A 26,561-nucleotide genomic window follows, 5' to 3' on the forward strand; every position below is an offset into this window, starting at 1 on the left:
TGAAGTTACCGGAACCTTCAATCCAGGGCGCATCCCATTGAATTATCGCGCCTTCGCTCTATTATGCTCGCTCCAGATGCGTATAAACTATTCGAATTGAGCGAAATAGAAAAGTCAAAGGCGGTCTGTTGTTCGTGAAAACAGCAAACCGCCTTGAATCTGGTGCAATATGGTAAGAATTCAGGACCTACTCAAGTGCCCCCACCATGGTGGAAGACTCCTGATCTGTCTGCACGCCCTCTTCACCTTCGTTTTCCTCATCTTCCTTGTTCGGGAAGATGGCATCGACAAAGCCTCGCAGATGGGCACTGCGTGTCTGATGCTGCAGTTTTCGCAGCGCCTTGGATTCGATCTGGCGAATTCGCTCGCGGGTTACTTTGAAGATACGACCGGTTTCTTCCAATGTATAACTGTAGCCATCACCTAAGCCATATCGCAGACGGATGATTTCACGTTCACGGTATGTCAGGCTTTTGAGAACATGCTCAATTTTGTCTTTCAGCATTTCACGCATGGCAGCGTCTGCAGGAGAGGATTCGTGTCCATCTTCCAGGAAATCACCGAAGCTGCTGTCTTCACTTTCTCCCACAGGCGTATCCAGGCTGATGGGATGTTTCCAGGTCTTCATGATCCGTTCGGTCTCTTCCACACCAAGACCAACGGAATCGGCCAGTTCTTCCATCGTCGGTTCACGACCGGTTTCCTGGCGAATCTGTTCGCTGCGCGCTTTCAGAGTAGAGATACTCTGGAACATGTGCACGGGAATTCGAATGGTCCGGGCATGGTCGGCGACAGCGCGGGTAATGGCCTGACGTATCCACCAGGTAGCATAGGTTGAAAACTTATAACCACGGCGATATTCATATTTTTCCACACCACGCATCAGGCCGGCGTTTCCTTCCTGAATCAGGTCCAGGAAGCTTAAGCCACGATTTCGGTATTTTTTAGCAATCGAGACAACCAGACGCAGGTTTCCGCCAGAGAGTTGCTGCTTGGCTTCGGTCCAGTCATCAAAACGACGTTTGATTTCCCGGGAACGGGTCTGAAAATCTTCTGATGTTTCGACCACCATGATGGTCAACTCAGACAGTTCGCGTTCCAGCAGACGGTGATCGGTGGCCTTATGACGCAGCTGCTTATAATCTTCAAGCTGTTCCTGAACCTCACGCATCCGACCGGCAATCTGATGAATTCGTTTCAGAACCGGCTGCAGACGTTGCGTACGCAGACAGAGTTCTTCACAGAGGGTTGCCATTTTCTGGCGACGTACCACCATCCGCTTTTGAACTTCACGCTGCTCAACCTTACCAAGTTCACCAGACTGAATCAGCTCAAAATCCTCATTGTTTTTCTGGAGGAGTGCCTTTAAGGTTGCGATATTATAAGGCATCCGCCCCATAATCTGATCTTTGGTGGCATCTTCGGTATCAGAGGTGCGTAAGGTTCGCTCAAAAGGAAGCTCTCCTGCGAACACTTTCTCCAGAGTGTCGATGGCAATCTTGAGTGCGAAATCAGATTCCAGCACAGTGCGGCGAAATCGTTTACGCGTGATTTCAATCTTCTTGGCCAGAAAAATTTCGCGAGAACGACTCAACAGTGGGATATTTCCCATCTGACTGAGATACATGCGAATGGGATCACGCGAAGAGAGCGATGTTTCGGGTTCAACAATGGAGGAAGAAGCATCATCTGAATCTTCATCTGCCCCCTGAGCTACATCCGAGTGGGTGTTCGCTGAGGAGTCGACGGAAGCAACTTCCTCATCATCAATATCCGCATTCGGATCATCAATCAGATCAAGGCCACGCTCTTCCAGTCCCACGACAATATATTCAATCAGCGAGGGATCGCCTCCTTCGTCTGGGAGGAACGTATGAACCTGTTGAAATGTTAAAAAACCTTGTTTTTCCGCTTCCTGAAATAGTAAGTTCAGATTTGCATCGAAACGGTGCACGGGTCACTCCCTTAATTTGTATTATCAAAAAAATTACGGCCACACGTCCGTGTGTAACCACGGCGTTTCTGTTTATGAGAATAAAAGGACAGTGTGATCAGCAGGCGTCAGAATTGATCTTTTCACTATACTTTTCCAATTTTTCTACTATATCAACTCAATACTTTATTACTGTCACTCTACTCATCACTAGCTGATTCCTATAGCGATAGAGCTATGAAATAATTGCAAAAAACTCCAAAACACGTTGGTGTTATTAATACCTGCCGTAAAACCGTTCTCCCTGCCGGGAGCAAGGTGTAAGCTAGACCCGAAGCACAAAAGGATCGCTAGAGGTAAGTGGGGCACTGCGTAGAGCATCTGAAGAACTAAGTTGCTCAAATACGCTTTTACGCGCTTCGTCGGAGCATCCGATTCGCCAACTAAATTAGTCAAGAGGGTTCTCTCCCAAGACATCCTTACTTCTCCCGAGAACCTGAAAAAAGCTAATAAGCCTCCAGCTCATATAGCCCCATCCTACCACAACTTTTCGTAACGTCTACGGAAATCCACAATGACGATTTAAAAAAAAATAAAAAACCTCAGCAACCTTACCAGATAACAACTTACGTGCGCTAAAAAGATCCCTCCCCTGACGGGGAAACACCAAAATTCAAAAAACAGCTCAAGTCTCTGAAACGGGGTACCGCACCCGGGTTCTCTATAAACCCATTACAAACGAGCAACCGGATGTAACCTGATTCACTACAGACATTTTCACACTACAGACTGAATAGTCAATCCCCTGATTTCAAACCGGTAATGAACAAATAGTGAAGTTATTCCGAAAAGTGAGCCCGGATTATCATGATTCCTGAAGACACCGCTGGAAAAGAATTCGCTTGATTGAACTTATGAAAGGGCTTGATATACTGGGATGATACGAGTTTTCCATAGTTTGTTTAATTAAAGTCAGGCGGCGATTACTGTCTCACCAGAGCCCCTGGTGCGTGATCCTTCACCTTACTGGAATTTATTGGCTGTAGTTGAGAAAGTGGAACCAGTTCAAATGAGCGCAGAAGACGTAGAGAAATCATCGAGCGAAGCTGTCAAAGGGCTAAAAGGGATCATAGCAGCTGACAGTTCTATCTGTTTAGTAAATGGAACCATTGGGAAACTGCTGTATCGTGGATATAACATCGACGATCTGGCAGAGAATGCGACATTTGAGGACGTTTCTTTTCTGTTGTTAAACGGAGAGCTTCCTACCGCCACTCAACTCGCTGCCTACCAGGCTGAACTGAAACAGTACCGCAGTATCCCCCCGGAACTGATCGACGCCCTGAAAAAGCTTCCTGTTTCAGCACCACCGATGGCACTGCTGAGATCGATTACATCTCTGGCAGGTGTTTATGACCCTAATGCGGAAATTGAAACGTTTGAGAATCGGTTACAGATTTCGATCAAACTGATCTCTCAGATCCCGACCATTGTGGCCGCCATTCACCGCGTTCGCCAGGGACTGGAACCGGTTGAACCGGATCCCGAACTGTGCCATGCCGGGAACTTCATGTATATGATCAATGGCGAGAAACCAAGTGAAGATGCAACCCGTGCCATGGATCTCATCCTCACACTCCATGCAGAACATGGATTAAATGCCAGTACGTTTACCGGTCGAGTCATTATCGCGACTCTACCTGATATTTATTCTGCAGTCACAGGTGCTATTGGCGCACTGAAAGGGAAACTGCATGGCGGAGCGAACACCGAAGTTCTGAAAACACTCTTCGAAATCGGTTCCGTCGAAAATGTTGCCCCCTATGTGAAAAAAGTCCGCGAAGCCAAAGGCAAGTTTATGGGCTTTGGGCATGCCGTTTACCAGGTAGAAGATCCACGTGCAAAACATTTAAAAGAACTTTCACGGCGACTCGGAGAAGAGACCGGCGAACCCAAGTGGTATGAGATGTCCATCGAGATGGAAAAACTCGTCTACGAGGAAATCAAGCGAAACTGCAATGTGGACTTTTACTCAGCCAGTCTTCAGCATTACATGGGCATCCCGGGCGATCTGTTTACCTGTATCTTTGCAGCCAGCCGCATCGCTGGCTGGTGTGCTCATATCCTGGAACAACTGGACGGAAATAAAATCATCCGCCCCAAAGCAAACTATATCGGGTACGACGAACGCCCCGTCATTCCGGTAACCGAACGTTAACAGTTTTTGAATTGATCCAGTTCACAAACCCCGGTTTTCAACCGGGGTTTTTTCTGCTGGGAGAAACATCTTCTCTCTGGCCTAGATACACACTCAAAACACTGAATCAGACAGAAAGCCGCCAACCATGCGAAACGTGCTTCGTTTTGTAGATTTACAATCCGGGTTACTCTGTTTTCTCTTTCTAGTCTGCCTGGCACATTCAGCAGCAGAATGCGGTGTGATCTATGTCGATAACCGGGCAGGAAACAATGCATTAAACGGCATTGCCCCCAAAATTGTATCCGGCAAAAACGGCCCGGTAAAAACAATTAAAAGAGCCCTGGAGTATGCCCGCCCCGGTGACAAAATCATCCTGATCAACAACGAGATCCCCTACCATGAATCGATCGCCCTCTCAGGTAAACGCTTCAGTGGAATCGGCCAGGAAATGTTTACCATTCTGGGAAATGGCGCAACAATCAGCGGTGCCATCCCTGTCCCCCAGAATGGCTGGAAACCATTAAAGGACGGACTGTGGAAGGTCACCCCCTTCAGAAAAGGATACTTTAATCTGTACCTGGATGGGAAAACCCTGCCGGAATACCGTCCTGAAACAGATCAGGAGGTTAAGTTAACTGACATTCCATCGGGAAACTGGGCTGTATATAAAGGGTCGATTTATTACCGGGAACTGAAAAATCAGTTCCCCCCCAATGAGGTATTCTCACTCGCCGGCATGTCTGTCGGACTGTCGCTGGTCGATGTAGAGGGGGTTCAAATATCGGATGTGACGTTTGAGAACTTTCGCATCGACGGCATTAACGTTCATGACCGCTGTAAGAATATTATCCTGGAAAACGTCACCAGCACCGGGAACGGGCGCTGTGGGCTGGCTGTCAACGGAACTTCCCAGGTAGAAGTAATCGATTCAAAACTCATTGACAATCGGATCGAAGACCTGCTGATCACAGAACAGGGTGTAGCAAATCTTAAGCAGACCAAACTGGGTAAAAAAGCTACCCTGTCTCCCTGAACGAGTGATTAACAGCTTTCTGAATCGGCCCCTGATTCATGCCCCCCCTCCAGTTCTTCCAGCTCATTCTCGGCTTCCTGCTCTGCTTCACTGAATTTTAAACCTTCCCGGTTCGAATAGTACAAGCCAATAATTGTAACGGGAAAATACTGTGAGAGCTGATAGTATATCGAGGCAGAAAAAGCATCTGCACTGGCAACGCCGAATGCCTTAAGACTCACGGAAAAGCAAAGCTGAACCACCCCAAAAAATCCAGGTGTTGAAGGGACAATGACCCCGAACGCCGTGACACCCAGTACAACAAAAGCTGCCAGGGGCGAGACCTGAATATTAAAACTCCAGAGTGCAATATAGATACTCAGACCATTGAAAAGCCATTGCGCAAATGAGGTCCAGATGATCCCGAAGCAGAGTCGCTTACTTTTCAATGATGTCATCCCCAAAGCGCCTGCCCGCATCATTTCCAGTACAAGATGGGTCAGTTTCTCTGGTAAAAAAGGGAGATAGCTGAAAATACTGCGAAACAGACGAATCACAGCCTCGGTCCAGATAATATATGCCGCTACCGCAATGATCATGACCACAATCCCGGATGCGACAATGAGGCTGATCGTATGATATCTTTCCGGGAGATTGGGGGCAAAATAGATCCCGATACCCAGATAACAGAGAATTGCAATCACATCAAACAACCGTTCCAGAACCAGGGTGGACAGGACCGTTGTTTTCGGGATTTGAAACTGGCGACTCAATACATAGACACGCAAAAACTCTCCCAGGTGGGCAGGCAGGATGTTATTTCCCATAAAACCAATCATCATTGCCGGCGTAACCTGGGCAACGGTCAGTTTTTTGATGGGTTCCAGCAGCATTTGCCAGCGCACTGCTTTCAGCCAGTAAAACATAAACAGCGCCCCCAGCATCAAAGGCAGCGTCCAGTAATTGGCGCGTTTGAAACTGGTGTAGATCTGCTCAAAGTCAATTCCCCAGACGGCTGCCACCAGGCAGACAATTGTGACAATTAAACCGAGTAGCAACTTGATGAACTTTGACTTGTTGATCGGAACAACTCCTGAAATAACCTGCGTGTTTTAAAACTCCCAGCATCGCTGGAGTGGAATCGTTTTTGACGAACCATCCGCAAAAATCATACAGCATTCTATTTAGTGCTGCTATCTGAATATCATCGCCATACCGCTAACTCTTCCCATTTTCACACATTCTGTCAATTTGCAGCAGGAATTTTTTACAATATTGATACCTTTGAGTTAAAACCTCTTGCCAACTTAATCAGAGAATTTTATCCTGCTCACCTCTTCGTATGTTTCTCCGAACCTTTCCTGTTTCACCAGACATGCGAAGCCTACCCCGGAAACATTCCCGTCCGGATTGACTGGAATATTTAATCAAGGGACTGAACGCAAGGAGCTCATGGATGAGCATTTTAAAAGTCTATTACCCGGATGAACCCCAGACCGAGCCGGTCGTCTCTCTGGAAGAAACCACCCCCATGATTCTGCCGTTTCGGCGAGCGAGTGTGAAGAAATCACATAACCGCAATCAGGAAGACTGGGTTCTGAAACGCGCCCGTACCATTTTCCTGAATCAGCAATGCACCGACTGTGGCAGCTCGGCTGTAGAAAAGCTGGAACTCCGAGACGGTCTGCTGAACCAGAAAAATCGTCTGATTCCCGGTACTGCAACAGTCGTCGGGTTTCGCTGTCATTCCTGTGATTCGGAATGGCCTGCGTAATCAGGCAGCAGACTGCCGATTTCACATCACGGAAAAATAGTTTTCGACAGCAAAATCAAAGGCGCCCGGCGTCAGTTTTCGCGGGACTTCTTTGTAGACGCAGAAGTTCTTGACCTGCAGCAGCAGGTCGCGGGGCTGACAGGCACGAAACGGTCGATTGACGGCCTTATAATGAGTATCGATCAGATACTGAAATGCCTGTTCGTCGAACTGAAAACCCATCATCGGTGCCATCAATTCGAAGAGAGCCCGAAATTCTTCTTCTGAAGGATCCAGGGCTTCAATCTTGTAGGGAATCCGGCGCAGAAACGCTGCATCCACCAGATCCTTCGGCTCAAGGTTTGTCGAAAAGATAATCAGCTGGTCAAAGGGAACCTGAATCTTCTTACCGCTGGGCAGATTCAAAAAGTCATACCGTTTTTCCAGGGGTACAATCCAGCGGTTGAGCAGTTCATCGACAGGCATGCGCTGACGTCCAAAGTCGTCAATCACAAACGTCCCGCAGTTACTTTTTAACTGCAGTGGTGCCTCGCAGATCTTTGTCTGCGGGTTTTGAGTGATTTCCAGCTCTTTCATGGTTAACTCACCACCGGCAATCACTGTCGGGCGGACAATCTGTACCCAGCGCGGATCGATGCCTGACAAATCAAACAGTCCCTCCGAATGATCCTCCTGAATCACCTCTTCATGCAAGCCGGGATCGAATATACGTATAATATCTCCATCGATACCCAGGCAACGGGGAATCCAGATCGTCGAACCGAAGGCTTTTGTAATCCGTTCGGCAATACTGGTTTTTCCATTGCCGGCTTCACCAAATAGAAACATCCCGCGGCCCGAATTCACGGCAGGCCCCAGCCGATCCAGCATCTTGGGATTGATAATCAGATCAGAAAAAGCCGCTTTTAAATCCGCCTCGGTCGCTTCCTGCTTGGCAATGCTCTGCATTTCCATCGCCTTCAGATAATCCTTGAAGCTCACCGGAGCAGAACCAAAGTAAGTACACTCCTGCGTGTATCGACGGGCACGTTCCCGGCCCAGTTCCGTAATGGTAAACTCGTAGTCCCCCATCTCCGCTGTACCACCGAAGGCGACCAGTTGATCCTGCTTGGCCCGCTTCAGAATGGTATCCACGATTCCAAAGGGAAGCTTGATCTGCGCACAGATCTGACGACCGGTCTGCGTTCCTTTCGCGAGCAGATACTTCAGGATCAGACGCTCAATTTCGTCCTGGGTTAATCCGGTATCTTCCAGAGTTTCCGGACAATGCGGGATAAATTTCCCTTCGGCCTCTTCGCTGTCTCCTTTCAACAGAGACTGAACCCGGTTGAATAACTGGCTGAGATGCTGATCTTTTCCAATGACCCGCATGGGTTCACTCACTCCCTTTGACAGGGGTAAGTGAGCAGCAACAATACTGCTTTTTGATGTTTTTTCTGTCCCTGACTCGCCGGAATCCTCATCCGAATTGAGATTCAACATACTGAGTGAAGCGAGCAGCTCTTCTGTATTGACCGCATTGGAAGCGGTACGACCCGGTTTTCCGGAGTCACTGTTTTCCGATTTGGAATTCACTGCCACAGATTCGGAATCATTCGCTGACATATTCGGTTCACAATCAATTATCTGCGCTGAATTAATAATGAGAGGGTCATCTGATTTCAGAATTTCCAGATGAGTCAGATGTGTCTGTTAGAAAATGCGGCCCGAAATGCAATATGCAAATTAAGCATAGTACTCAAAACCAAAGAGTCAAACGCTTTCTCTCAACCCGGGTGCCGATTGTATCGTGCATAGTGATTAAGCATCGGAAGTCGAGTGGAACGGTTGTTTTTTATAAACATTACTACGCTCAGTCACTTCCTGTTTGACTTGATATCCGTGTGACCTAGATTCCTTCTGTGGGAGTATTTACTCACCCCATTTCAGATCTGATCTTTCTCTTTATCGTACTGGCTCATCTATGTGTGGAATTGCAGGCATCATTCGTTCTGACCAGGCTTCGGTCCTTAAGTCAGAATTAAATGCCATGATTGAAACGCTGAACCATCGGGGACCTGATGCATCAGGAGTCTCGACGTGTGGGCCAGTCGGTTTCGCACACAGCCGACTAAGTATTGTCGATCTCGCCGGGGGACTGCAGCCTATGCAGACACCTGATGGCCTGCTGACAGTTACTTTTAATGGTGAGATTTTTAACCATATCGAATTGCGTGCTCAGCTCAAAAGCAAAGGATATGAGTTTCGCACCCATTCCGATACGGAAGTCATATTGCACATGTACGCGGAATACGGCCCGGAATGTGTTCAGCACTTTAACGGGCAATGGGCCTTTGCCATCCATGACCGTAAACGCCAGGAAGTCTTCCTCTCCCGCGATCGTATGGGAATCCGCCCGCTGGTTTATACTCAGACTCAGGGTCGACTGTGTTTCGCTTCCGAAGTCAAAGCATTATTTGCACTGACTGATGTCAAACGGGAAGTGGATCTGACCGCTTTAAACGAGCTGTTCACATTCTGGTCACCCCTCCCCCCCCGAACATTTTTTGCGGGTATCAATGAACTGCCTCCGGCACACTCGATGATTGTGAAGAATGGCCAGGTCAAAATCTGGCAATACTGGCATCTCGACTACCAGCCCAATGAAGAGAATCGGTCGCTGGATGACTGGGCAGATGAACTGCGCGATCTGTTGATCAACGCGACTCAACTCCGATTACGTGCCGATGTATCTGTCGGCGCTTACCTCAGTGGTGGACTCGATTCCTCTGTCACCGCGGCAATCATTCGCAATTACACGAATGCCCCCCTGAATACTTTTTCGCTGAATTTCAACGACAAAGATTATGACGAAAGCAGTTACCAGCAGGAAATGATTCGCGAACTGGGAACAGATCACCAGACGGTCTGCTGCTCTTACGAAGATATCGGGCGAATTTTCCCCACTGTCATTCAACACACAGAAAAACCGGTTCTGCGAACTGCCCCCGCTCCCATGTACCTGCTGTCCAAACTCGTTCGGGACAGTCAATTCAAGGTCGTCATGACCGGCGAAGGTGCCGACGAAGTTCTGGGGGGATACGATATTTTTAAAGAGACCAAAATCCGCCGCTTCTGGAGCCGTCAACCTGATTCGGCAATCAGGCCGCTGTTGCTGAAACGACTCTATCCATATATGAAAAATCTGCAGGCACAGTCCCCTGCTTATCTCAAGGCATTTTTCAAGATCCGTCAGGATGAAATCGACAGCCCGTTCTTTTCACATCTGCCACGCTGGGATTTGACATCGAAACTGAAAACATTCTTCAGTGATGATGTCAAACAACAACTGGTCAATCAGAATCCCTTCACTGACTTTGAAAGCCAACTACCTGGTCAGTTCTCCGAATGGCCATCTTTCTGTCAGGCACAATACCTGGAGTCAATCAACCTGATGCCAGGCTATATTCTCTCCTCACAGGGAGACCGTATGGCAATGGGAAATTCGATTGAAGGCCGCTTCCCGTTCCTTGATTATCGCGTTGTCGAGTTCGCATCCCGTATCCCCGTGCGATTTAAAATGAACGGCTTGGACGAAAAATATCTGCTGAAATACGCCATGCGGGATCTGATTCCCGACAGTATCCGCAAACGCCCCAAGCAACCTTACCGCGCTCCCGATGCCCATAGTTTCATTGATACAGAGAAACAATCGGCCCGATTTGAATACGTGAACCACTTATTGTCAGCAGAGAAACTTCAGGCAAATGGATTGTTCCAGCCAGAGGCAGTTCAACGTCTCGTCAAAAAAATCGAACAGGGACGTGCGATTGGCACGCGAGACAATATGGCATTGGTGGGAATTCTTTCAACACAGTTACTGGTCGAACAGATGATCCACGGACAGACCGTTTCTTCAAATCAGACCAGTACGGTAAATGCAACATCACTTGCATAATACAAACAGTCTTTAGATTTACTTAAAAAGATAATTTCAAAGGTAGCAAAATGAACTCGATCCAAAATGACGTACGAAACTTTGTCGCGGAAAACTTCCTGTTCGGCGAAGATCCGGCTTCACTTCACAATGACGACTCGTTCCTGGAGACAGGCATCATCGATTCTACGGGCGTACTGGAACTGGTCGCTTTCATTGAAGATCACTATTCCGTCGCAGTAGATGATGATGAACTGGTCCCGGAAAATCTGGACTCCATCGACCGACTGATTACTTTTATTGAATCCAAACTCAAAGAACTGGCTTAATTTCCTGAGGAGCAGGCCCTTGTTGCTGCAATCATTTTTAGAAAACAGTGCGCGCGAGTATCCGGACAAAGTTGCCTTGGTCGTTGATCAGCAGCGATATACCTATCAGGATCTTGAACTGCAGAGTAATCGCCTGGCACAGGCACTCCTCCAGCGAGGACTGCAGCGCGGCGAACGTGTTGCCATTCATCTCGATAATTCACTGGAAGCGACGGTCGCGATCTTCGCCGTATTAAAAGCGGGTGGCGTCTTTGTGATGGTCAACCCCACTACAAAGATTGATAAACTGACCTACGTCCTGAACAACTGCAGAGCCACGACGCTGATCATTCCGAACAAAAAACAGAACCTGATCCTCGAACATGCTGCTTTGCTGCCTCATTTGAAAACCGTCATCGCAACCGGGGCTGACTGTGATCAGCCGGAAAGTACCGAATGGCAGCTTCTGCGATATGATTCTTGGGATCAGTTGCAGAAGGAATACGCAGATCAACTGACACCACCGGCGATTAAAACCATCAGCATCGATCTTGCTGCCCTGGTCTACACGTCGGGATCGACGGGAAATCCCAAAGGCGTTATGCTCACTCACTTGAACATGACCTCGGCTGCCCGTTCGATAACCACTTATCTGATGAATGAACCAGCGGACATTATCTTAAATGTCCTGCCACTCTCATTCGATTATGGCCTGTACCAGTTACTGATGGCCTTCCGGGTCGGAGCAACGCTGGCGCTCGAAAAATCGTTCACGTATCCACATGCAGTACTGCAGAAAATCATCGACGAGCAGGTCACGGGATTTCCTCTCGTGCCCACCATGTCGGCGATCCTGCTCAAGATGGATCTCTCAAAGTACGATTTTTCCAACCTGCGTTACATTACTAACACGGGAGCCGCATTACCAACCGAACATATTCTCACCTTCCGCAAACGTCTGCCACACGTTCAGATTTTCTCAATGTATGGTCTGACCGAATGCAAACGTGTTTCCTACCTTCCCCTGGATCAGGTTGATATCAGAACCGGTTCGGTCGGGATCGCCATGCCTGACTCAGAAGTCTTTATCGTTGATGATGCAGGTCACCGCCTGCCAGCGGAACAGACAGGCGAACTGGTCGTCCGCGGTGCTAATGTCATGCTTGGCTACTGGGAAGCACCTGAACGCACAGCAGAACGATTAAAGCCAGGCGAACTGCCGGGCGAAATGTATCTCTATACCGGCGACCTGTTTCGCATGGACAGGGAAGGTTACCTGTACTTTGTCGGAAGACGTGACGACATCATTAAAAGTCGAGGGGAGAAAGTCAGTCCCAAGGAAGTGGAAAACGTCCTGTTCGCACACCCGGCAATTTCCGAAGCGGCCATTATAGGAGATCCTGACCCGATTCTCGGCCAGTCGATTCGCGCCATTGTAACTGTGATGCCCGAACAGGAACTCACAGAGAAAGCAGTCATCGCTTACTGTCGCAAACACCTGGAGGATTTCATGGTACCCCAGAAGGTGGAATTCAGGGATGAACTGCCAAAATCCCCCAATGGGAAAGTCGATAAAAAACAGCTGGTTCTTCCCTGAAACAGAGCTCACAACCCACACGGAAACTTTGAATCGCACTCACGCGATAAGCATTACTCACGAGGATCGCAACACTATGATTACACAAACCAGAACCTTCAAACCGGAATTACTGAATCTGGACTGCGCAGCGGAAACAGAGCGTATTGTCAGCTGGATGCAGGAAACCGTTCGCAAGACAATGCGAAAAAAAGGTGCCGTGCTGGGACTCTCTGGAGGTATCGACAGCAGCGTTGTAACGGCGCTCTGTGTGCGGGCCTTTGGTGCAGATCGTGTTCTGGGAATCATGATGCCCGAACACGATACGAAGGACGAAAGTTTAACCTTCGGCCAGTTGCTGGCAGATCATTTCAATGTGGAAGCCATCGTGGAGAACATCTCTCCCATGTTGCAGGGCGCGGGTTGCTATGAACGCCGCGACGTCGCTATCAAGCAGGTGATCCCGGAATACGAGCCTCACTGGAAATCGAAAATTGTACTGCCCAACCTGCTGAAAGAGGGGGGGTACCGTGTCTTTTCAGTCGTCGTGCAGACCCCTGAAGGCGAATTCATCAAAAAACGTCTGCCTCTCTCTGCCTACCAGACGATTGTCGCAGCGACAAACTTTAAACAACGCTGTCGTAAGATGATGGAATACTACCACGCCGACCGATTGAACTACGCGGTTCCCGGCACTCCCAATCGCCTCGAATACGATCAGGGATTCTTCGTTAAAAACGGCGATGGTGCAGCAGACCTGAAACCGATCGCCCACCTGTATAAATCGCAGGTCTATCAACTCGCTGAGTATCTCGATGTACCGGAAGTCATTCGGATGCGTCCACCAACCACAGACACTTATTCGCTGGAACAGTCCCAGGAAGAATTCTTCTTTGCAGTTTCATACGACAAACTCGACTGCTGCCTGTACGGTTTGAATAACGGTTATACTGCAGAGGAGACCGCCGCAGGTACCGGTCTGCCAGCCGAACAGGTTGCTCTGGTCTACGGCGATATCGAATCGAAACGCAAAGCAGGCCATTACCTGCATCTGCCGCCCCAGCTGATTGAATCCGTCTGAGTGACACTTGAAAATGAAGCTGTATCGCCAGATTAGAAATCGTCTGAAAGGAACCCGCCTTGTGAGTAAAAAAGAACTGCTGGCCAAAGCGCTCGACTGGACCGGAATGAATCTGCTGGCTCGTAACGTCTCCGTCTGGAATGGTTTGCTGGTGTTGAATTACCACCGCGTTGGTGACATCAACAACTCAGTGTTCGATCATGATCTATGGAGTGCCTCTGCAGAAGATTTCGAAAAGCAGATTCGATTTCTCAGCCTGAATTTCGACATGATCCGTATCCGGGATCTGGATCATATCTGGAATCAGCCACGAGGACGGTATGTGCTGGTGACCTTCGATGATGGTTACCTTGATAATTATGAATGGGCTTTCCCCATAATCAAATCTTACAACGCTCCTGCGACGTTCTTCCTCACAACTGCTTTTCTGGATGATCGAAAAGTAGCCTGGTGGGATGAAATTTCCTGGATGGTCCGCAGCGCCACGCGACAGCTGATTCAGACCAATGAATTGACGGGGGACAGTCTGTCTCTTCATCCGGATGAGTGCGAGCAATCGATTAAAATCCTCTTGAGCAGATTCAAAAAACTGAGCGGAGATCAGACAGAGAATTTTCTGAACTTTCTGGCCGAAGCGACCGGCGCAGGTCGCTGTCCGCAGGAAATCGCCGATTACGTCTGGATGACCTGGGATATGATTCGCGAAATGAGCACAGCCGGCATGGACATCGGCGGCCATACAGTCACCCACCCGATTCTGTCACGGCACTCTCCTGAGATTCAACAGTTTGAAATCGAACACTGTAAACAACGGATCGAAACTGAAATCGGACAGGAGATTACCAGTTTCAGCTACCCGGTCGGCGGTAAAGACTGCTTTAACCAGCATACCCGGGACTGTCTGAAGCAGGCCGGATTCCGTTGGGGCTTCAGCTACTACGGCGGATTTGCTCCTCTCGAAAAACCCGATCCGTGGGACCTGCCTCGAATCGCTGTGGAATCCGAAGAACCTGCCTCACTGTTTCGATCTTCGGTTTCAATCCCACAGGTCTTCAGCAGCAAAAAGTGTACATAAGAACCTGCCTCTTTCCAGAATTCCAGCAGATTTGAATCCATTTCCCGATTTGAAGACCTGATATTTTCTGAGTTTTTCCGATCCTGCTGCCCAGTTGGTTGACGATTCTTATTGAATTTGCGATAACAGCGGACCGCTTTAAAGGTTGTGTTACGCGCTGTTAAGCTATGTAACTCAAGACCCTGACTGCTCAAACCGGTCTGATCCTCTAGGCATTTGAATGTAAGCTATTATGTGAAAATAGTTTACTTCGATCAGACCTTAAGTATATTTCTTTGCCGTTCAACAAGTTAAGTGTTCGGCAGCTTGTGATTAATCTGGGAGAAACTCTGAATGGGTCGTTACACAGGACCAAAAGGACGGGTCAACCGTCGTCTGGGAGCTTTGGTTTTTGAAGACGCAGGTGCAACACGTGCATTGGACCAGCGGAACCTTCCACCTGGAATGTCACAACGCCGCCGCAAATCATCTAACTTCGGTCTGGCTTTAATTGAAAAGCAGAAGATCAAATTCTATTACGGTCTCCGCGAACGTCAGCTGCGTCGCTACTTCGACAAAGCCCGTCGCATCAAAGGGAACACCGGGGAAGCCCTGCTGATTCTCTGCGAACGCCGACTCGATAACGTTATCTGCCGGGCTGGCTTTGCCCAGACTCGTCCTCAGGCGCGTCAGGGAATCGTACACTCCCACTTCCAGCTCAATGGTCGGACTGTAAACAAACCATCGATCTGGGTAAAACCCGGCGATGTCATCACAGTCCGTAATCGCCCTAACCTCAAAAAGCTCTATGCAGAGCTGATTGAATCAGGTCGCCCCGGATGTGCCTGGCTGACACTTGAGAAAAAAGAACTCTCAGCCACTGTTGTCACTGCCCCCACCATGGAAGATGTCAGCCTCCCGGTTGACGTCGGTCAGGTTGTGGCTCTGATCTCACGCTAAAAGTTACCAGCAAATTAATTCAACACTCCGAAAAACTATCTGGTTTTTCGGAGTGTTTTTTATTTACATTCATTAATAACTACCCTGCTAGGGTGAGAATTGTCTGCTGAAACGTTATTGTAATAAACTGAATTCGGGCGGCCTGTCTGGATACAAAAAGCAGTAACCACTGTGGCTACTGAAACCATGATTGACCTTGATACATAGAGGCATAACTATGGCGACGGAACGTAGAAAAGCCGTCCTGCTGTTTGGTGCTCCCGGCGTTGGTAAAGGAACCCAGGGACGAATCCTTGGACAGATTCCCGGATTCTTTCACCTCTCCAGTGGCGACGTTTTCCGCTCGATTGATATTGAGTCGCCCGAAGGTCAGGAGATCTACAAATACAGCTCGCGTGGCGAACTCGTTCCCGATGACCTCAGTATTCGTATCTGGAAGCAGGGACTCGATGCCCGCGCCACCCTCTCGATGTATAAACCCCGCAAAGACATTCTCATCCTCGATGGAATTCCCCGGAATATCCAGCAGGCCAAAATCCTGGAACAGCACATTGATGTCCTCAAAGTCCTGCACCTGACCTGTAGCGATGAAGAAGAAATGATTCACCGCATCCGTCACCGCGCGATCCGTGAAAACCGTGCCGACGATGCCAACGAAACAGTCATCCGTCGTCGTTTTGAAATCTACCGCGAAGAATCGGCACTCGTTCTCAGCTGTTATCCTGAAGAAATCGTCGCCCACATTGACGCCATCGGCTCACCAGCCGGCGTTTTGCTCGCCTGCCTGGAACAGCTCGTTCCCGTGCAGGATGCCCACTTCCGCGGTGAGTAAACTCCACAAGCATTGAAATGAATCTCCTTTCCGGTAAGCTGGTTGTAAACATGACACAACCCGATTGCTCTCCGGAAAGGTAATTTCATGGCCGATACTGAAACACAATCTTCCTTGCAGCGCGTTAAAAAACGGTTCCCTGGTATCAGCTTTCTTGTGATCTGCCTGGTATTCCTGTCACTGCTGTCAAACGTGGCAGACGCCCGACCGGCCCGTCAGCATCCCAACTTCGTCATCATCTTCACCGACGATCAAGGCTACCAGGATGTCGGCGTCTTCGGCTCACCCAATATCAAAACCCCCAATCTCGACCAGATGGCAAAAGAAGGCATCCGCTTCACCGACTTCTACGCGGCTCAAGCCGTCTGTTCTGCTTCGCGTGTCGCGCTGCTCACCGGCTGCTATCCCAATCGTGTTGGTATTCGCGGTGCACTCGGCCCCCAATCCAAAATCGGGATCAATGCTGAAGAAACCACCATCGCCGAAGTCGTCAAACCCCAGGGTTATGCCACCGCCATCTACGGTAAATGGCATCTGGGACACCTCCCCGAATTCCTTCCCACACGACATGGCTTCGATGAATACTTCGGGCTCCCCTACTCCAACGATATGTGGCCCTTCCATCCCACTGCCGGCAAACGCTTCCCCGATCTCCCGCTGATCGAAAACGAAACCGTCATCAACCCCAAAGTCACCGGCAAGGAACAGGCCCAACTCTCTACCTGGTATACCGAGCGTGCGGTCTCCTTCATCAATAAAAACCATGACAAACCTTTCTTCCTGTATGTTCCACACTCGATGCCACACGTCCCCCTGTTTGTCAGCGATAAATTCAAAGGCAAATCCGAACAGGGGCTTTACGGCGATGTCATTATGGAAATCGACTGGTCCGTCGGCCAGATTCGACAGGCGCTGAAAGAAAACGGTATCGAAGAAAATACCCTGGTCATCTTCACCTCCGATAATGGCCCCTGGCTCTCCTACGGCGATCACGCCGGCTCTGCACTCCCGCTGCGTGAAGGCAAAGGAACCGCCTGGGATGGCGGACAACGCGAACCCTGTATCATGGCCTGGCCCGGTCAGATTCCAGCGGGCTCCGTCTGCCACCAGATGGCAATGACCATCGACATACTTCCCACCATCGCCTACCTCTCCGGCGGCAAAGTTCCCCAGGATCGCATCATCGATGGCAAGAACATCTGGCCTCTGATGAGTGGCGAACAGGGAGCCCAATCCCCCCACGATGTCCTCTACTTCTACTGGGGCGATCATCTCAACGCCGTCCGCAGCGGAAAATGGAAACTGCATTTTCCTCATCCTTATCGCAGCCTGAAAAACAAACCCGGTTCAGGTGGAACTCCCGGCCCCTACATTCAGAAGAAAACCGGCCTGGCCCTTTACAACCTGGATGACGACGTCAGTGAAAGTAAAAACGTCGCCAACCAGCATCCCGATGTCGTCAAACGCCTGACCGCGCTGGCAGAACAGGCCCGCGAAGACCTCGGCGATACCGGCACCAAACGCAAAGGCAAAAACAACCGCCAGCCCGGTCGTGTGGATTGAAACCCTGTCACAGCCATCGCTGCTGACTTACTTCGCGAGAAGCTTTGCCTTCCTCTGCTCAAGCTGTTTCCTTTCCTGTTCTAACTGGTTCCGTTTCTCGTTGATTGAAATCTCTCTGGGAAGTTCGATAAACAGAATCTCGGTCCCCTCAATGGTAATCCTTCCCGGTTTAATCCCGGCTGAAGCGTTGGGGAAATACTTCTCCAGCGTCGCGATGGGAACCGTGGGCTGGCCTTCGTGTGTCGCAATGTAAAGGATGTGCCCCTTCGCCAGCGGCAGATAGGTGTCGTAGCCGGTATTGAACGACTTGGCTACAGTCAAACCCTGCTGTTGAGCCAGCTTCGTCAGCCTCTGATAGTAGGGAGAATTACCGATCACAAAACAGGTTTTCCCCAGCACGACTGACGCTACAGTATCAACGGGCAGCAGCCTCGGGTCCAGTTTCGAAAAATACGCTCTGGTCTGCAGTTTCCAATCTTCCCACTGCAAAGACATGATCATTGTTTTGGGATCATTGCCTTTATGATAGGCGAAGCGATTGCCCGGCAGGATTCGCATCTCGGGTGAATAATTCGGATAGACACGTTTTGCCCCCGGATCCAGCAGCACCCATTTCCCGTCGAGATAAACCTCCAGAAACACATGCCCCGACCAGGTCTGAAACGCGTCGCCTCGTTTCAAAGTCCAGATCCAGGGCACATCCATCGTTTTCACCCAGACGGTCGGGATGCCGGCACTTTTCAGCAGAACACCACAGGCAATCGCATAATCAGCACAGCCACCATAGCAGCCATCCCCGATCACCGTATCATAGTTGCGCCACTGGTATGCCAGATCAGCCTGATACTTCAAACTGGCATTCATCCAGTCCAGTACATTGGAAACCGTTTTCTGATCGCTGTCTGCCTTCAAAGTCAGCGCCTGCGCCTTGATCTTTGCCTGATCTCCCAGGCTGGCAGGAGCGGTCAGATATTTCTCGGGAGTAGCATAATCAATGGCATCAAACACGGGCTCTGCAGCCAGCAGACTCGAGCCAGATAATAGAAAAGGAATCAAAAACCGCCACATCGAATCTCTCCTGTGAAAGTCATTCCAGGTTTCATTTTTGTTTTGCTTCCACAATCCCCAGTGCAATTCGCACACCGGACTGAACCACCTCATCAGCATCCTGATTATTCTTCAACACCATGATTGCCTGTTTTAGATCTTTCGAATAGGGTGGCTTCGCCTCCATAAAAATCCCAGCGAATGCCTGGGTAGTCACGCGTCTCACTTCCACATTCTTATCATCCAGCAGGGCCGTCAGTTCTTTCACAGCCTGTATCCCTCCTCCCTCGCGGCGTTCCAGTTCAAATACAGACTGCCAGCGGACATTGGGATCAGAATCGGTCAACCTGCTCCGTAACTGATCGACGGTCAGCGTGGTATAATCAATTTGTGGATCAGAATTACAGCCAACGAGCAATAACAGGAGAAAGCAGTAACGATACATCATGGCCCTTAAATCGAGTGATAGAGTTTCCGATTCTGATTTCAATTCTTGACCTTTCTGAACTGGAACGGTCTCTCCTGCTTTCAACCTTCCGCCATCTCCGCTTCGATCACATTTTCAGCGAAGCTGTGATAAGCGGCTCCCACATCCTTCGCCATCGAATCGGGGAAGACATGGAATTCGCCCGCTTTCAAGGCAGCCACGATTCCCTCAGCGACTAACTCTGGCGACTCTGCGATCTCATCAAAGCCTGCGTCGTGACCCATATCCGTCGCAATCGGGCCGGGATGCACGCTGACCACCAGGGTACCCTGTCCCTTAAGCTGCTCCTTCAAGGCCTGTGTCACAGCATATGAGGCCGCTTTGGAAGCACAGTAGGTAGTGAAATCGGGAAACGTTTTCAGCGAAGCCACCGAATTCAACTGCACCAGCGCCCCGCCACCATTGGCTTTGAGCACGGGAGCGAAGGCCTGCGCCACTCGAATCAGGCCATACACGTTCGCAGTCATCTCGAATTCCAGCGATTCAACAGCGTCTTCAGATAAAGCAGTTGCCGGCTTGAGAACCCCTGCATTATTCACCACCAGCGAGACATCACTGGCCACTTCCGCAGCATTTTTGATCAAGGCCGGCTTCGTCAGATCAAATTCTACAGGCACCACCTTGTCCCCATATTCGTCGATCAATCCAGCCACCGAAGACGTATCACGGACAGCCGCATACACTTTGGTTGCCCCCGCTTTCAGCAAGCCTTCCAGAATCACTTTCCCAATCCCGCGGTTGGCTCCCGTGACCAACGCCACCTGCCCCTGAATCTCATAGCCCATTTCAGAATCCTTTATTAGATATCCGACGCTAATATACCCCGCAATCAATTCGCAGGAACCATATTTAAACGTTAGAGACATTCTACGCCGCGGCGCGAGTGAGACAATCCCTGAGTTTGATTCGTCACCGATCTGCTCTCATTTTGGGATTTATTTCTCTCAAATTTCAATCGAATTATGATAAACTGTCTGAAGACAGTAACATGCACCAGTTTTATTTTAATTGAAAAGTAGAATATGAATCATATTGTTTCTGAGAATTCTAATTTAGAAAAGAAAAAGAAACATCTCCCGCGATTAGTCGAATTCCTGATCGTCATTTTGATTATTTGTGTTCTGCTCCTGCTTTTATACCCTGCAGTTCAACAGGCTCGTGAAATTGCCAAATATAAATCACCAAGTCGTCGTCACTTAAAATATCTGGGATTAGCGATTTCCAATTTTGACTACGTTCAAACCGAGAACTCATCCTGGGAACGTCCGGTGGATTCATCTGGTGCCCCCTTACATAGTTGGATGACAGACCTGTTGCCTTACATTGATGAATCAGCGATGGCGGCTGAGATTGATTACTCCCAAGCCTGGGACACTTCCGAAAATAAAAATGTCTTCACGATTACAATTCCGAAATTCTTCAATCCTGATTTGTCTGACGTTCCACATCAGAATGTGCAAGGTTATGGGCTTTCCCATTACAGTGCGAATTCTCACCTGATCCCGTTCAACAAAACACGCAACCTGACCACAGTGAAAATGCACGATGGCCAATCAAATACACTTTTGATCGGTGAAATTGATTCTTCATTTCCAGCCTGGGGTGATCCCACCAATTTACGAGATCCCATCCGTGGACTCAAAGGTGGCCCCAACGCCTACGGCAGACCCGGGGGAGAGGGCGTGTTCTTCCTGTTTGCTGACGGCAGCGTTCATTTATTGAATAAAGACACAGACCCGGCTGTACTCAAGGCACTCAGTACTCCCGCTGGGGGAGAAACTTTTCCATTACAGCAGGCCCGATAGTCGCGCATCATAAGTTGATCCCGAAAGAGCGCATTCGCGGAGCCGTCTTTTCTTTCAACTGAGTCACCAGTTCGGGATCCAGTGGAGCCGGCAATTCGACACACGTGCCATCCTCTTTAAAATCCCAGATATGCGTCCCTCCATTTAAAGTCCATACACCAAACCGGTTCTCACTTAACCAACCGGCGGACCAGTTTTTCCGACTGTAAATATCTTCCATTGAAATGATCTCATTTTCCTCTCCCCTCAGCTCGTGGAGAATTTCCCCCTGTTGATTGATCACACGTACGTTTAATTCCGCGTGATACTCCTTTTTATCCCAAAACTGAAGCACAATCCTTTGACCATCGGGAGACGGAAGATAAGACGACAGATATGATTGCACTGCAGTGCAGTAAAGCTCCTGACCTTCGCTTTTGAACCGCTCCAACAATTCTTTTGCTAACAGATAATCATTCAGTTGGAATTCTCCATACTGGCGAGGCCAGGTTCGATTCGACTTGAAGTCATGCAGGATTATTACATCAAAATTCCGCCGTATCGCGACCGTATCACCGTCCCCAGTCATGACCATTTCGACTCGACCAGAGGGAACTCGTTCCGCGCCAATACTGCAAAAGCGATGCTTAGGCACCAGGACCTTTCCATTCTGTCTCACGCTATAAGAAACGTACCCCGGCGGTTCATAAAAGAATTCACCTTCGCAGTAGATATCCAGGGACCGGCCTTTTCCCAGTTCAAAATGAAAATCACCTTCTGCAGGTTTCGATACAAGGAAAGACAGACCAGCCCAGATCGCTCCTACCCCGATCAAAAACACCAGAATAGTAGTTCGAGCGAAAATAGAAGCGTTCCTGTCTGCTATGATTCTCATTCGGTGGTTTCACTTACCTGACGGTTTGTATTTTCCGTATCTAAACGATAGTTTAATAGAATTATTTTTCCACAAATCATCTGGACTGGTCTCCGTCGCCAGGACAATCAATCCGCAACGCTTTGTCCCGGCTTCTATAAAATTCCCCCAGCATTCGTTCTCCTCTTTCTTCATCAGAAAATCGAACCGTTAGTTGAACCGATTGACCGGGCAGAATGGAGTAATCAGCCTTTCCTGTACCACACCAGTCCCAATTCGCTTTCCGCCAGAGCCCCCGCCTGAATATTTCCTGATATACCTGAATGGACTCCGGTCCTGCGGAACGATAGACCAGGGTTGTGTTGCCAGTATTTTTCACAACGACATGTACCTCGTCCTGCACCTTCTTTCTCGAAATGATCTGGGGACGATTCTTTAACGGCAAAGTTCCCTCAAAATACTCACGCCTCCAGGCGGGATCTGGAATCTGCTCGGGAGGTAACGTCAAGCGGACCCGTTGATCCTCCGCGGTAACTCCTGTTACAAAGCAGAAAGTAAACATCAGGATCAGAAGCCAAGCGCTTGATTTCATAATTAACCTCCCGCAATCACCAATAAAGTTATCCTTCCACGGATTGATGTACTGCTTCACTGTCATGTTCGGCAATCCACACCGCCAGATCGCGAAACGTCTGCAGATCAGCTGGCAGGGGATCAGAATAATGAGTAAAGACAGAATCCGTTAACCAGATTGTAATCACATACAGGACTGCTCCAAGCAAGATATAAAAGTTCTCCGTAAAGACTACCGCGGGGAAGGCGATCAACAGCACCCAGAAGGCAATCATGTAGCCCCAGTTTGTGAGAAAATCCCAGCGTCGCGTAAGACGAGGCAGACGCGTTTCCGACCTCCAGCTGAGTTCACTCCAGAACGAATTCAATTGATAACCACGAAACGCGTCCAGAATTTTTGTACTCGGCGTCACCTGATATTTCGCTGAAACCAGCTGCTTCGAAATCTGCTCAATGCCATAAAACACACCCGCCGATCGGCACTCTTTATTGATCACCATCACGGGCTCAAACGAAACCGTATTCACAGCTCGCTTCTGAATAAACCGCGCCAGTGCACCAAAAGTAAATTGAGGCGCAATCTCGTTTTCCCACACTTCCACACTGGGCACATTCGCAATCCCCAGTTCTTCAGTCCATTCTTCCAGAGTGCTTTGAAATTTAAAATGCCTCTCCAGACGATAGAAGATATCCGCCAGATCGGTGTCTGCCCAATCATTGTGCGCTTTCATGTGTAGATCAATGCGAGTTTCGGCACTAAAGGGAGGATCCATTTCCATTTCATCTTCATCATACCCCATCGCATCACACCAGCATTCAAAAATACCGGCCAGAATCTGCTTTTCAGTATATCGCGTTTCCTGCATCAGAGTCCCCTTTCTGAATACATGTAAATCGGGATGAACGCATTCGCTGTTCGCCATCACTCAGCATAAAACATCTGCCCCGCCAGTTATAGATTTTCTTTGACCATCTGCCCTGAATCTGAAATTTTTTATTTCCCCTGCAAATTAATCTATCGCACAATATGAAGATTTGATGCAGGTTTGATGAACCCGCTTTTTGACACTTGAGTGAATCGTGAACCAAACTCAAAATGTTTCAACCATTTAGAAGTTTTCTTCCTGTGAAGATTCGAACCGTTTAACTCCCTCCAAAGGATGCACCGATTATGTACGCGAACCGGGCCTCGCTGATTCGGATGCTGATGCTGCTGCTGATCTGGAAAAGTTCTCCTCTCCCGCTCGATGCCTGTACCACCGCTGTCATCAGCGGCAGAGCGACAGTCGACGGTCGGCCGCTGCTCTGGAAGAACCGCGATGCCCCTGCCCGGCACAATGAAGTCGCGCTGCTTACAGAAGGTCCGTTGCGGGCTGTTGCCGTCGTCAATGCGGGCAGTCGCAGGTCCGCCTGGATGGGCATGAACGAAGCCGGCTTCTGTATCGAAAACTCTCTCAGTACCGACCTCCGTCAGCCTGGTAAAAAGACCGGCCCCGCCAATGGCCTGCTCATCAAACGCGCCCTGCTGACCTGCCACACGGTCGCAGATTTCAAACGACTGCTCGAAGAAACCAACCAGAGCGGTCGACGCACGGTCGCCAACTTCGGCGTCATCGATGCCCAGGGGGGCGCGGCCCTGTTCGAAACCGGTCCCACCAGCTTTACGATGTTCGACGCCAACGATCCGGCGGTCGCTCCCCACGGTTACATTGTCCGTTCTAATTTCTCCACCACGGCCCGCGATTTTCCGGCCAACCCCACGCCAGAGCAACTCGGTAAGATCTATTCTGCAGAACGCTATTCCCAGGCCTGTTCCCGGCTCGACCTGCAAAAAGACAAAGGCATCACCGTCGATTACCTCATTCGCAATCTGACGCGTGATCTTTCCGACCCCAAAGGCACTCCCTGGCCCGGCACCGTCAATGGTGTCAAACAGAAACTCCCGGCAGTCATCAAAACAGACAACACCATCAGCCGCTCCACCTCCGTTTCCGCTGCCGTCTTTCAAGGCGTGAAACCGGGGGAAGATCCTCGGCTGGCGACGATGTGGACCATCCTGGGTAATCCCAGTTTTTCCATCGCCGTCCCCTGCTGGGTCGAAGTGCAGGAAATCGCCGATCCGCTTGCGGACGACAAAGGAGCTGAGCTTGGCGAAATTGCGATCTCCCTGCGTGCCTGGAGTAAATCCGACGACGGAAAAGGCATCAACACCGAATACCTGCCCGACATCTGGTCTGATCTCTGGTCCGTGGAAGACAAGATCCTCTCGCTGACCAGCAAATTCCAGGCGGCACGCGTGGAGCATGGCTACTCGCCTGGAGCAGTCACCCGGTTCCATCAGAAAATGGCACAGCTCGCGATGACCGCCATGCAGCAGGAACTTCGCGAAATGAAACAGGCGGCGATCACACTCCCGGCCCCTCCGCCACCCGCGTTTGCTCCTGTCAAAAAAAAATTGTGATTCCCTGAATTCTTATTTAACTTGAAGGCTCTTCTCATGCGACCTGTTTCACAATTTCTGTTGATCGTATTATTCGTATCAGTTTGCTCATCTCTCCAATCCGCGGTAATTGCAGACGAGGAAACACCGGTTCGCGTCGCCATCTTTAATTTCCCCAAATCCGGTTCTAAAGGTCATGAAAATCTGCAGCGGTTCCTGATTCCTGAAAACGGCTTCCAGTCCACAATCATTTCTCCTGAAGAAATTCAAGACGGTCAGCTCAAGAACTTCGACGTCGTCATCATGCCGGGCGGCAGTGGCAGTGGTCAGGCCAAAGCACTCAAACCGGAAGGTCGTGCCGCAGTCCGCACGTTCGTGAAAAATGGAGGCGGTTACGTCGGCATCTGTGCTGGCGCTTATCTGGCTTCTTCGCATTACAGTTGGTCGCTCGATATTATCAACGCCCGTGTCTGGGATCGTGCTCACTGGAAACGGGGCAAAAGCAACGTCACCATCCAGTTGACGCCCGCCGGCTCAGAAGTTCTCGGTAAAACAAAATCGAAATACAACATCTATTATTCCAACGGCCCCTTACTCGTCCCTGACAATCAACCCGACCTCCCCGGCTACCAGGTCCTCGCTTCTTTCGAATCCGAAGTCGCCAATAACGGTGCCCCGGCTGAAGCCATGACTGGCACTCACGCCATCATCCGCTCCCGCTTCGGCTCTGGTCGTGTGATCTGCTTCAGTCCGCACGCCGAAACCAAAAACGGACCACATTCCCTCATCGCCATCGGCGTTTACTGGGCCGCGAATCAGGAATGAACCAACTTCTGTTGCTGCAGATTTCATCACTATTCGACCAAGAAAATTCCAGACCAGTTCGCCATGATCAGCTTGACAGGCTCCCGCATCGGGACATGATGCGTTATCTGCGTCGCGCGCGGGGCAAATTATTGCTTGCACGCTTTTGCTGTCCCTGACTCGACTTAGCGAAATCTGATGAAATAGCCCCCGAGCCACCGAATTAGGAATTCCCTAAACTATAGAAGCTCATTTAACGCTACAGAGACAGATTATACTCGATATCACCCGCCCGATTTAGTTCAGTCTGAGCACCGACAAAAAAAGTGCGGGTCGACACTAC

The 26,561-nt window shown here is 49.6% G+C and carries 23 protein-coding genes; 14 read left to right on the forward strand and 9 right to left on the reverse strand.

The genetic code is table 11. The features are described from left to right. Positions 1 to 187: 187 nt before the first annotated feature. Positions 188 to 1,954 (reverse strand): sigma-70 family RNA polymerase sigma factor, encoded by a 1,767-nt coding sequence (locus GmarT_RS22975; RefSeq protein WP_002648818.1) that lies wholly within the window; start codon positions 1,952 to 1,954, stop codon positions 188 to 190. A 1,048-nt stretch (positions 1,955 to 3,002) separates the two neighbouring features. On the opposite strand from GmarT_RS22975, the gene GmarT_RS22980 reads away from it, so the two are divergent. Together GmarT_RS22980 and GmarT_RS22985 are read left to right on the forward strand one after the other, a co-directional pair. Further along, a complete protein-coding gene (locus GmarT_RS22980; RefSeq protein ID WP_002648816.1) occupies positions 3,003 to 4,151 on the forward strand; it encodes a citrate synthase in 1,149 nt (382 codons plus the stop codon). Between the two features lie 127 nt (positions 4,152 to 4,278). Continuing rightward, positions 4,279 to 5,166, forward strand: a complete 888-nt coding sequence (locus tag GmarT_RS22985) for a right-handed parallel beta-helix repeat-containing protein (protein WP_002648815.1) — start codon at positions 4,279 to 4,281, stop codon at positions 5,164 to 5,166. A gap of 8 nt (positions 5,167 to 5,174) precedes the next feature. On the opposite strand, the gene GmarT_RS22990 is transcribed toward GmarT_RS22985, so the two are convergent. Beyond that, positions 5,175 to 6,203 carry a lysylphosphatidylglycerol synthase transmembrane domain-containing protein gene (locus GmarT_RS22990; RefSeq protein ID WP_002648814.1) on the reverse strand — a complete coding sequence of 343 codons (1,029 nt, stop codon included), beginning with the start codon at positions 6,201 to 6,203 and terminating at the stop codon, positions 5,175 to 5,177. 398 nt (positions 6,204 to 6,601) lie between these two features. On the opposite strand from GmarT_RS22990, the gene GmarT_RS22995 reads away from it, so the two are divergent. Continuing rightward, complete coding sequence (locus tag GmarT_RS22995; protein WP_002648812.1) at positions 6,602 to 6,919, forward strand: hypothetical protein; 318 nt, start codon at positions 6,602 to 6,604, stop codon at positions 6,917 to 6,919. Positions 6,920 to 6,940: 21 nt separating this feature from the next. On the opposite strand, the gene GmarT_RS23000 is transcribed toward GmarT_RS22995, so the two are convergent. Continuing rightward, positions 6,941 to 8,524, reverse strand: a complete 1,584-nt coding sequence (locus tag GmarT_RS23000; protein WP_002648811.1) for a DUF8689 domain-containing protein — start codon at positions 8,522 to 8,524, stop codon at positions 6,941 to 6,943. Positions 8,525 to 8,882: 358 nt separating this feature from the next. Here GmarT_RS23000 and asnB point away from each other — a divergent pair, with 358 nt between their 5' ends. From asnB to GmarT_RS23040, 8 genes are all read left to right on the forward strand, one after another. Then, a complete protein-coding gene (gene asnB, locus GmarT_RS23005; protein ID WP_002648810.1) occupies positions 8,883 to 10,856 on the forward strand; it encodes an asparagine synthase (glutamine-hydrolyzing) in 1,974 nt (657 codons plus the stop codon). A 50-nt stretch (positions 10,857 to 10,906) separates the two neighbouring features. Next, positions 10,907 to 11,164 (forward strand): acyl carrier protein, encoded by a 258-nt coding sequence (locus GmarT_RS23010; RefSeq protein ID WP_002648809.1) that lies wholly within the window; start codon positions 10,907 to 10,909, stop codon positions 11,162 to 11,164. Between the two features lie 19 nt (positions 11,165 to 11,183). Next, positions 11,184 to 12,740 carry a class I adenylate-forming enzyme family protein gene (locus GmarT_RS23015; RefSeq protein WP_044239912.1) on the forward strand — a complete coding sequence of 519 codons (1,557 nt, stop codon included), beginning with the start codon at positions 11,184 to 11,186 and terminating at the stop codon, positions 12,738 to 12,740. Positions 12,741 to 12,816: 76 nt separating this feature from the next. Further along, positions 12,817 to 13,800 carry an NAD(+) synthase gene (gene nadE, locus GmarT_RS23020; protein ID WP_002648807.1) on the forward strand — a complete coding sequence of 328 codons (984 nt, stop codon included), beginning with the start codon at positions 12,817 to 12,819 and terminating at the stop codon, positions 13,798 to 13,800. A gap of 61 nt (positions 13,801 to 13,861) precedes the next feature. Then, entirely contained in the window at positions 13,862 to 14,875 is a 1,014-nt protein-coding gene (locus GmarT_RS23025; RefSeq protein ID WP_157158994.1) for a polysaccharide deacetylase family protein, read from the forward strand. 333 nt (positions 14,876 to 15,208) lie between these two features. Beyond that, positions 15,209 to 15,814 (forward strand): 30S ribosomal protein S4, encoded by a 606-nt coding sequence (rpsD, locus tag GmarT_RS23030; RefSeq protein ID WP_002648805.1) that lies wholly within the window; start codon positions 15,209 to 15,211, stop codon positions 15,812 to 15,814. A gap of 217 nt (positions 15,815 to 16,031) precedes the next feature. Then, on the forward strand, positions 16,032 to 16,646 hold the full coding sequence (locus tag GmarT_RS23035) for an adenylate kinase family protein (protein ID WP_002648804.1): 615 nt from the start codon (positions 16,032 to 16,034) through the stop codon (positions 16,644 to 16,646). 87 nt (positions 16,647 to 16,733) lie between these two features. Continuing rightward, complete coding sequence (locus GmarT_RS23040) at positions 16,734 to 18,209, forward strand: sulfatase family protein (protein WP_002648803.1); 1,476 nt, start codon at positions 16,734 to 16,736, stop codon at positions 18,207 to 18,209. 27 nt (positions 18,210 to 18,236) lie between these two features. Here GmarT_RS23040 and GmarT_RS23045 read toward each other — a convergent pair whose 3' ends face one another. Genes GmarT_RS23045 through GmarT_RS23055 form a run of 3 tightly spaced genes read right to left on the reverse strand, consistent with a single transcriptional unit; the run spans position 18,237 to position 20,528 of the window. Beyond that, positions 18,237 to 19,277, reverse strand: a complete 1,041-nt coding sequence (locus tag GmarT_RS23045) for a transglutaminase-like domain-containing protein (protein WP_002648802.1) — start codon at positions 19,275 to 19,277, stop codon at positions 18,237 to 18,239. 31 nt (positions 19,278 to 19,308) lie between these two features. Further along, a complete protein-coding gene (locus GmarT_RS23050) occupies positions 19,309 to 19,746 on the reverse strand; it encodes a HEAT repeat domain-containing protein (protein WP_149303278.1) in 438 nt (145 codons plus the stop codon). A gap of 38 nt (positions 19,747 to 19,784) precedes the next feature. After that, positions 19,785 to 20,528 (reverse strand): SDR family oxidoreductase, encoded by a 744-nt coding sequence (locus GmarT_RS23055; RefSeq protein WP_002648800.1) that lies wholly within the window; start codon positions 20,526 to 20,528, stop codon positions 19,785 to 19,787. A gap of 237 nt (positions 20,529 to 20,765) precedes the next feature. On the opposite strand from GmarT_RS23055, the gene GmarT_RS23060 reads away from it, so the two are divergent. Beyond that, positions 20,766 to 21,548, forward strand: coding sequence for a DUF1559 family PulG-like putative transporter (locus GmarT_RS23060; protein WP_002648799.1), 783 nt, complete (start codon positions 20,766 to 20,768; stop codon positions 21,546 to 21,548). A 7-nt stretch (positions 21,549 to 21,555) separates the two neighbouring features. Here GmarT_RS23060 and GmarT_RS23065 read toward each other — a convergent pair whose 3' ends face one another. The 3 genes from GmarT_RS23065 to GmarT_RS23075 form a co-directional block, all read right to left on the reverse strand. Continuing rightward, a complete protein-coding gene (locus GmarT_RS23065; protein ID WP_149303280.1) occupies positions 21,556 to 22,422 on the reverse strand; it encodes a hypothetical protein in 867 nt (288 codons plus the stop codon). A gap of 76 nt (positions 22,423 to 22,498) precedes the next feature. Next, positions 22,499 to 22,993: a hypothetical protein gene (locus GmarT_RS23070; RefSeq protein WP_002648797.1), complete on the reverse strand. Its 495-nt coding sequence runs from the start codon at positions 22,991 to 22,993 to the stop codon at positions 22,499 to 22,501. 28 nt (positions 22,994 to 23,021) lie between these two features. After that, positions 23,022 to 23,840, reverse strand: coding sequence for a hypothetical protein (locus GmarT_RS23075; RefSeq protein ID WP_002648796.1), 819 nt, complete (start codon positions 23,838 to 23,840; stop codon positions 23,022 to 23,024). Between the two features lie 305 nt (positions 23,841 to 24,145). Here GmarT_RS23075 and GmarT_RS23080 point away from each other — a divergent pair, with 305 nt between their 5' ends. Both GmarT_RS23080 and GmarT_RS23085 read left to right on the forward strand, forming a co-directional pair. Continuing rightward, the gene (locus tag GmarT_RS23080; RefSeq protein ID WP_002648795.1) at positions 24,146 to 25,435 is read left to right on the forward strand and encodes a carcinine hydrolase/isopenicillin-N N-acyltransferase family protein; all 1,290 of its coding nucleotides are present in this window, start codon (positions 24,146 to 24,148) and stop codon (positions 25,433 to 25,435) included. 36 nt (positions 25,436 to 25,471) lie between these two features. After that, positions 25,472 to 26,239, forward strand: coding sequence for a BPL-N domain-containing protein (locus GmarT_RS23085; RefSeq protein ID WP_002648794.1), 768 nt, complete (start codon positions 25,472 to 25,474; stop codon positions 26,237 to 26,239). The last annotated feature ends 322 nt before the right edge of the window (positions 26,240 to 26,561 follow it).

Origin of the sequence: Gimesia maris (genome assembly GCF_008298035.1) — a bacterium.
Classification (GTDB): domain Bacteria; phylum Planctomycetota; class Planctomycetia; order Planctomycetales; family Planctomycetaceae; genus Gimesia; species Gimesia maris.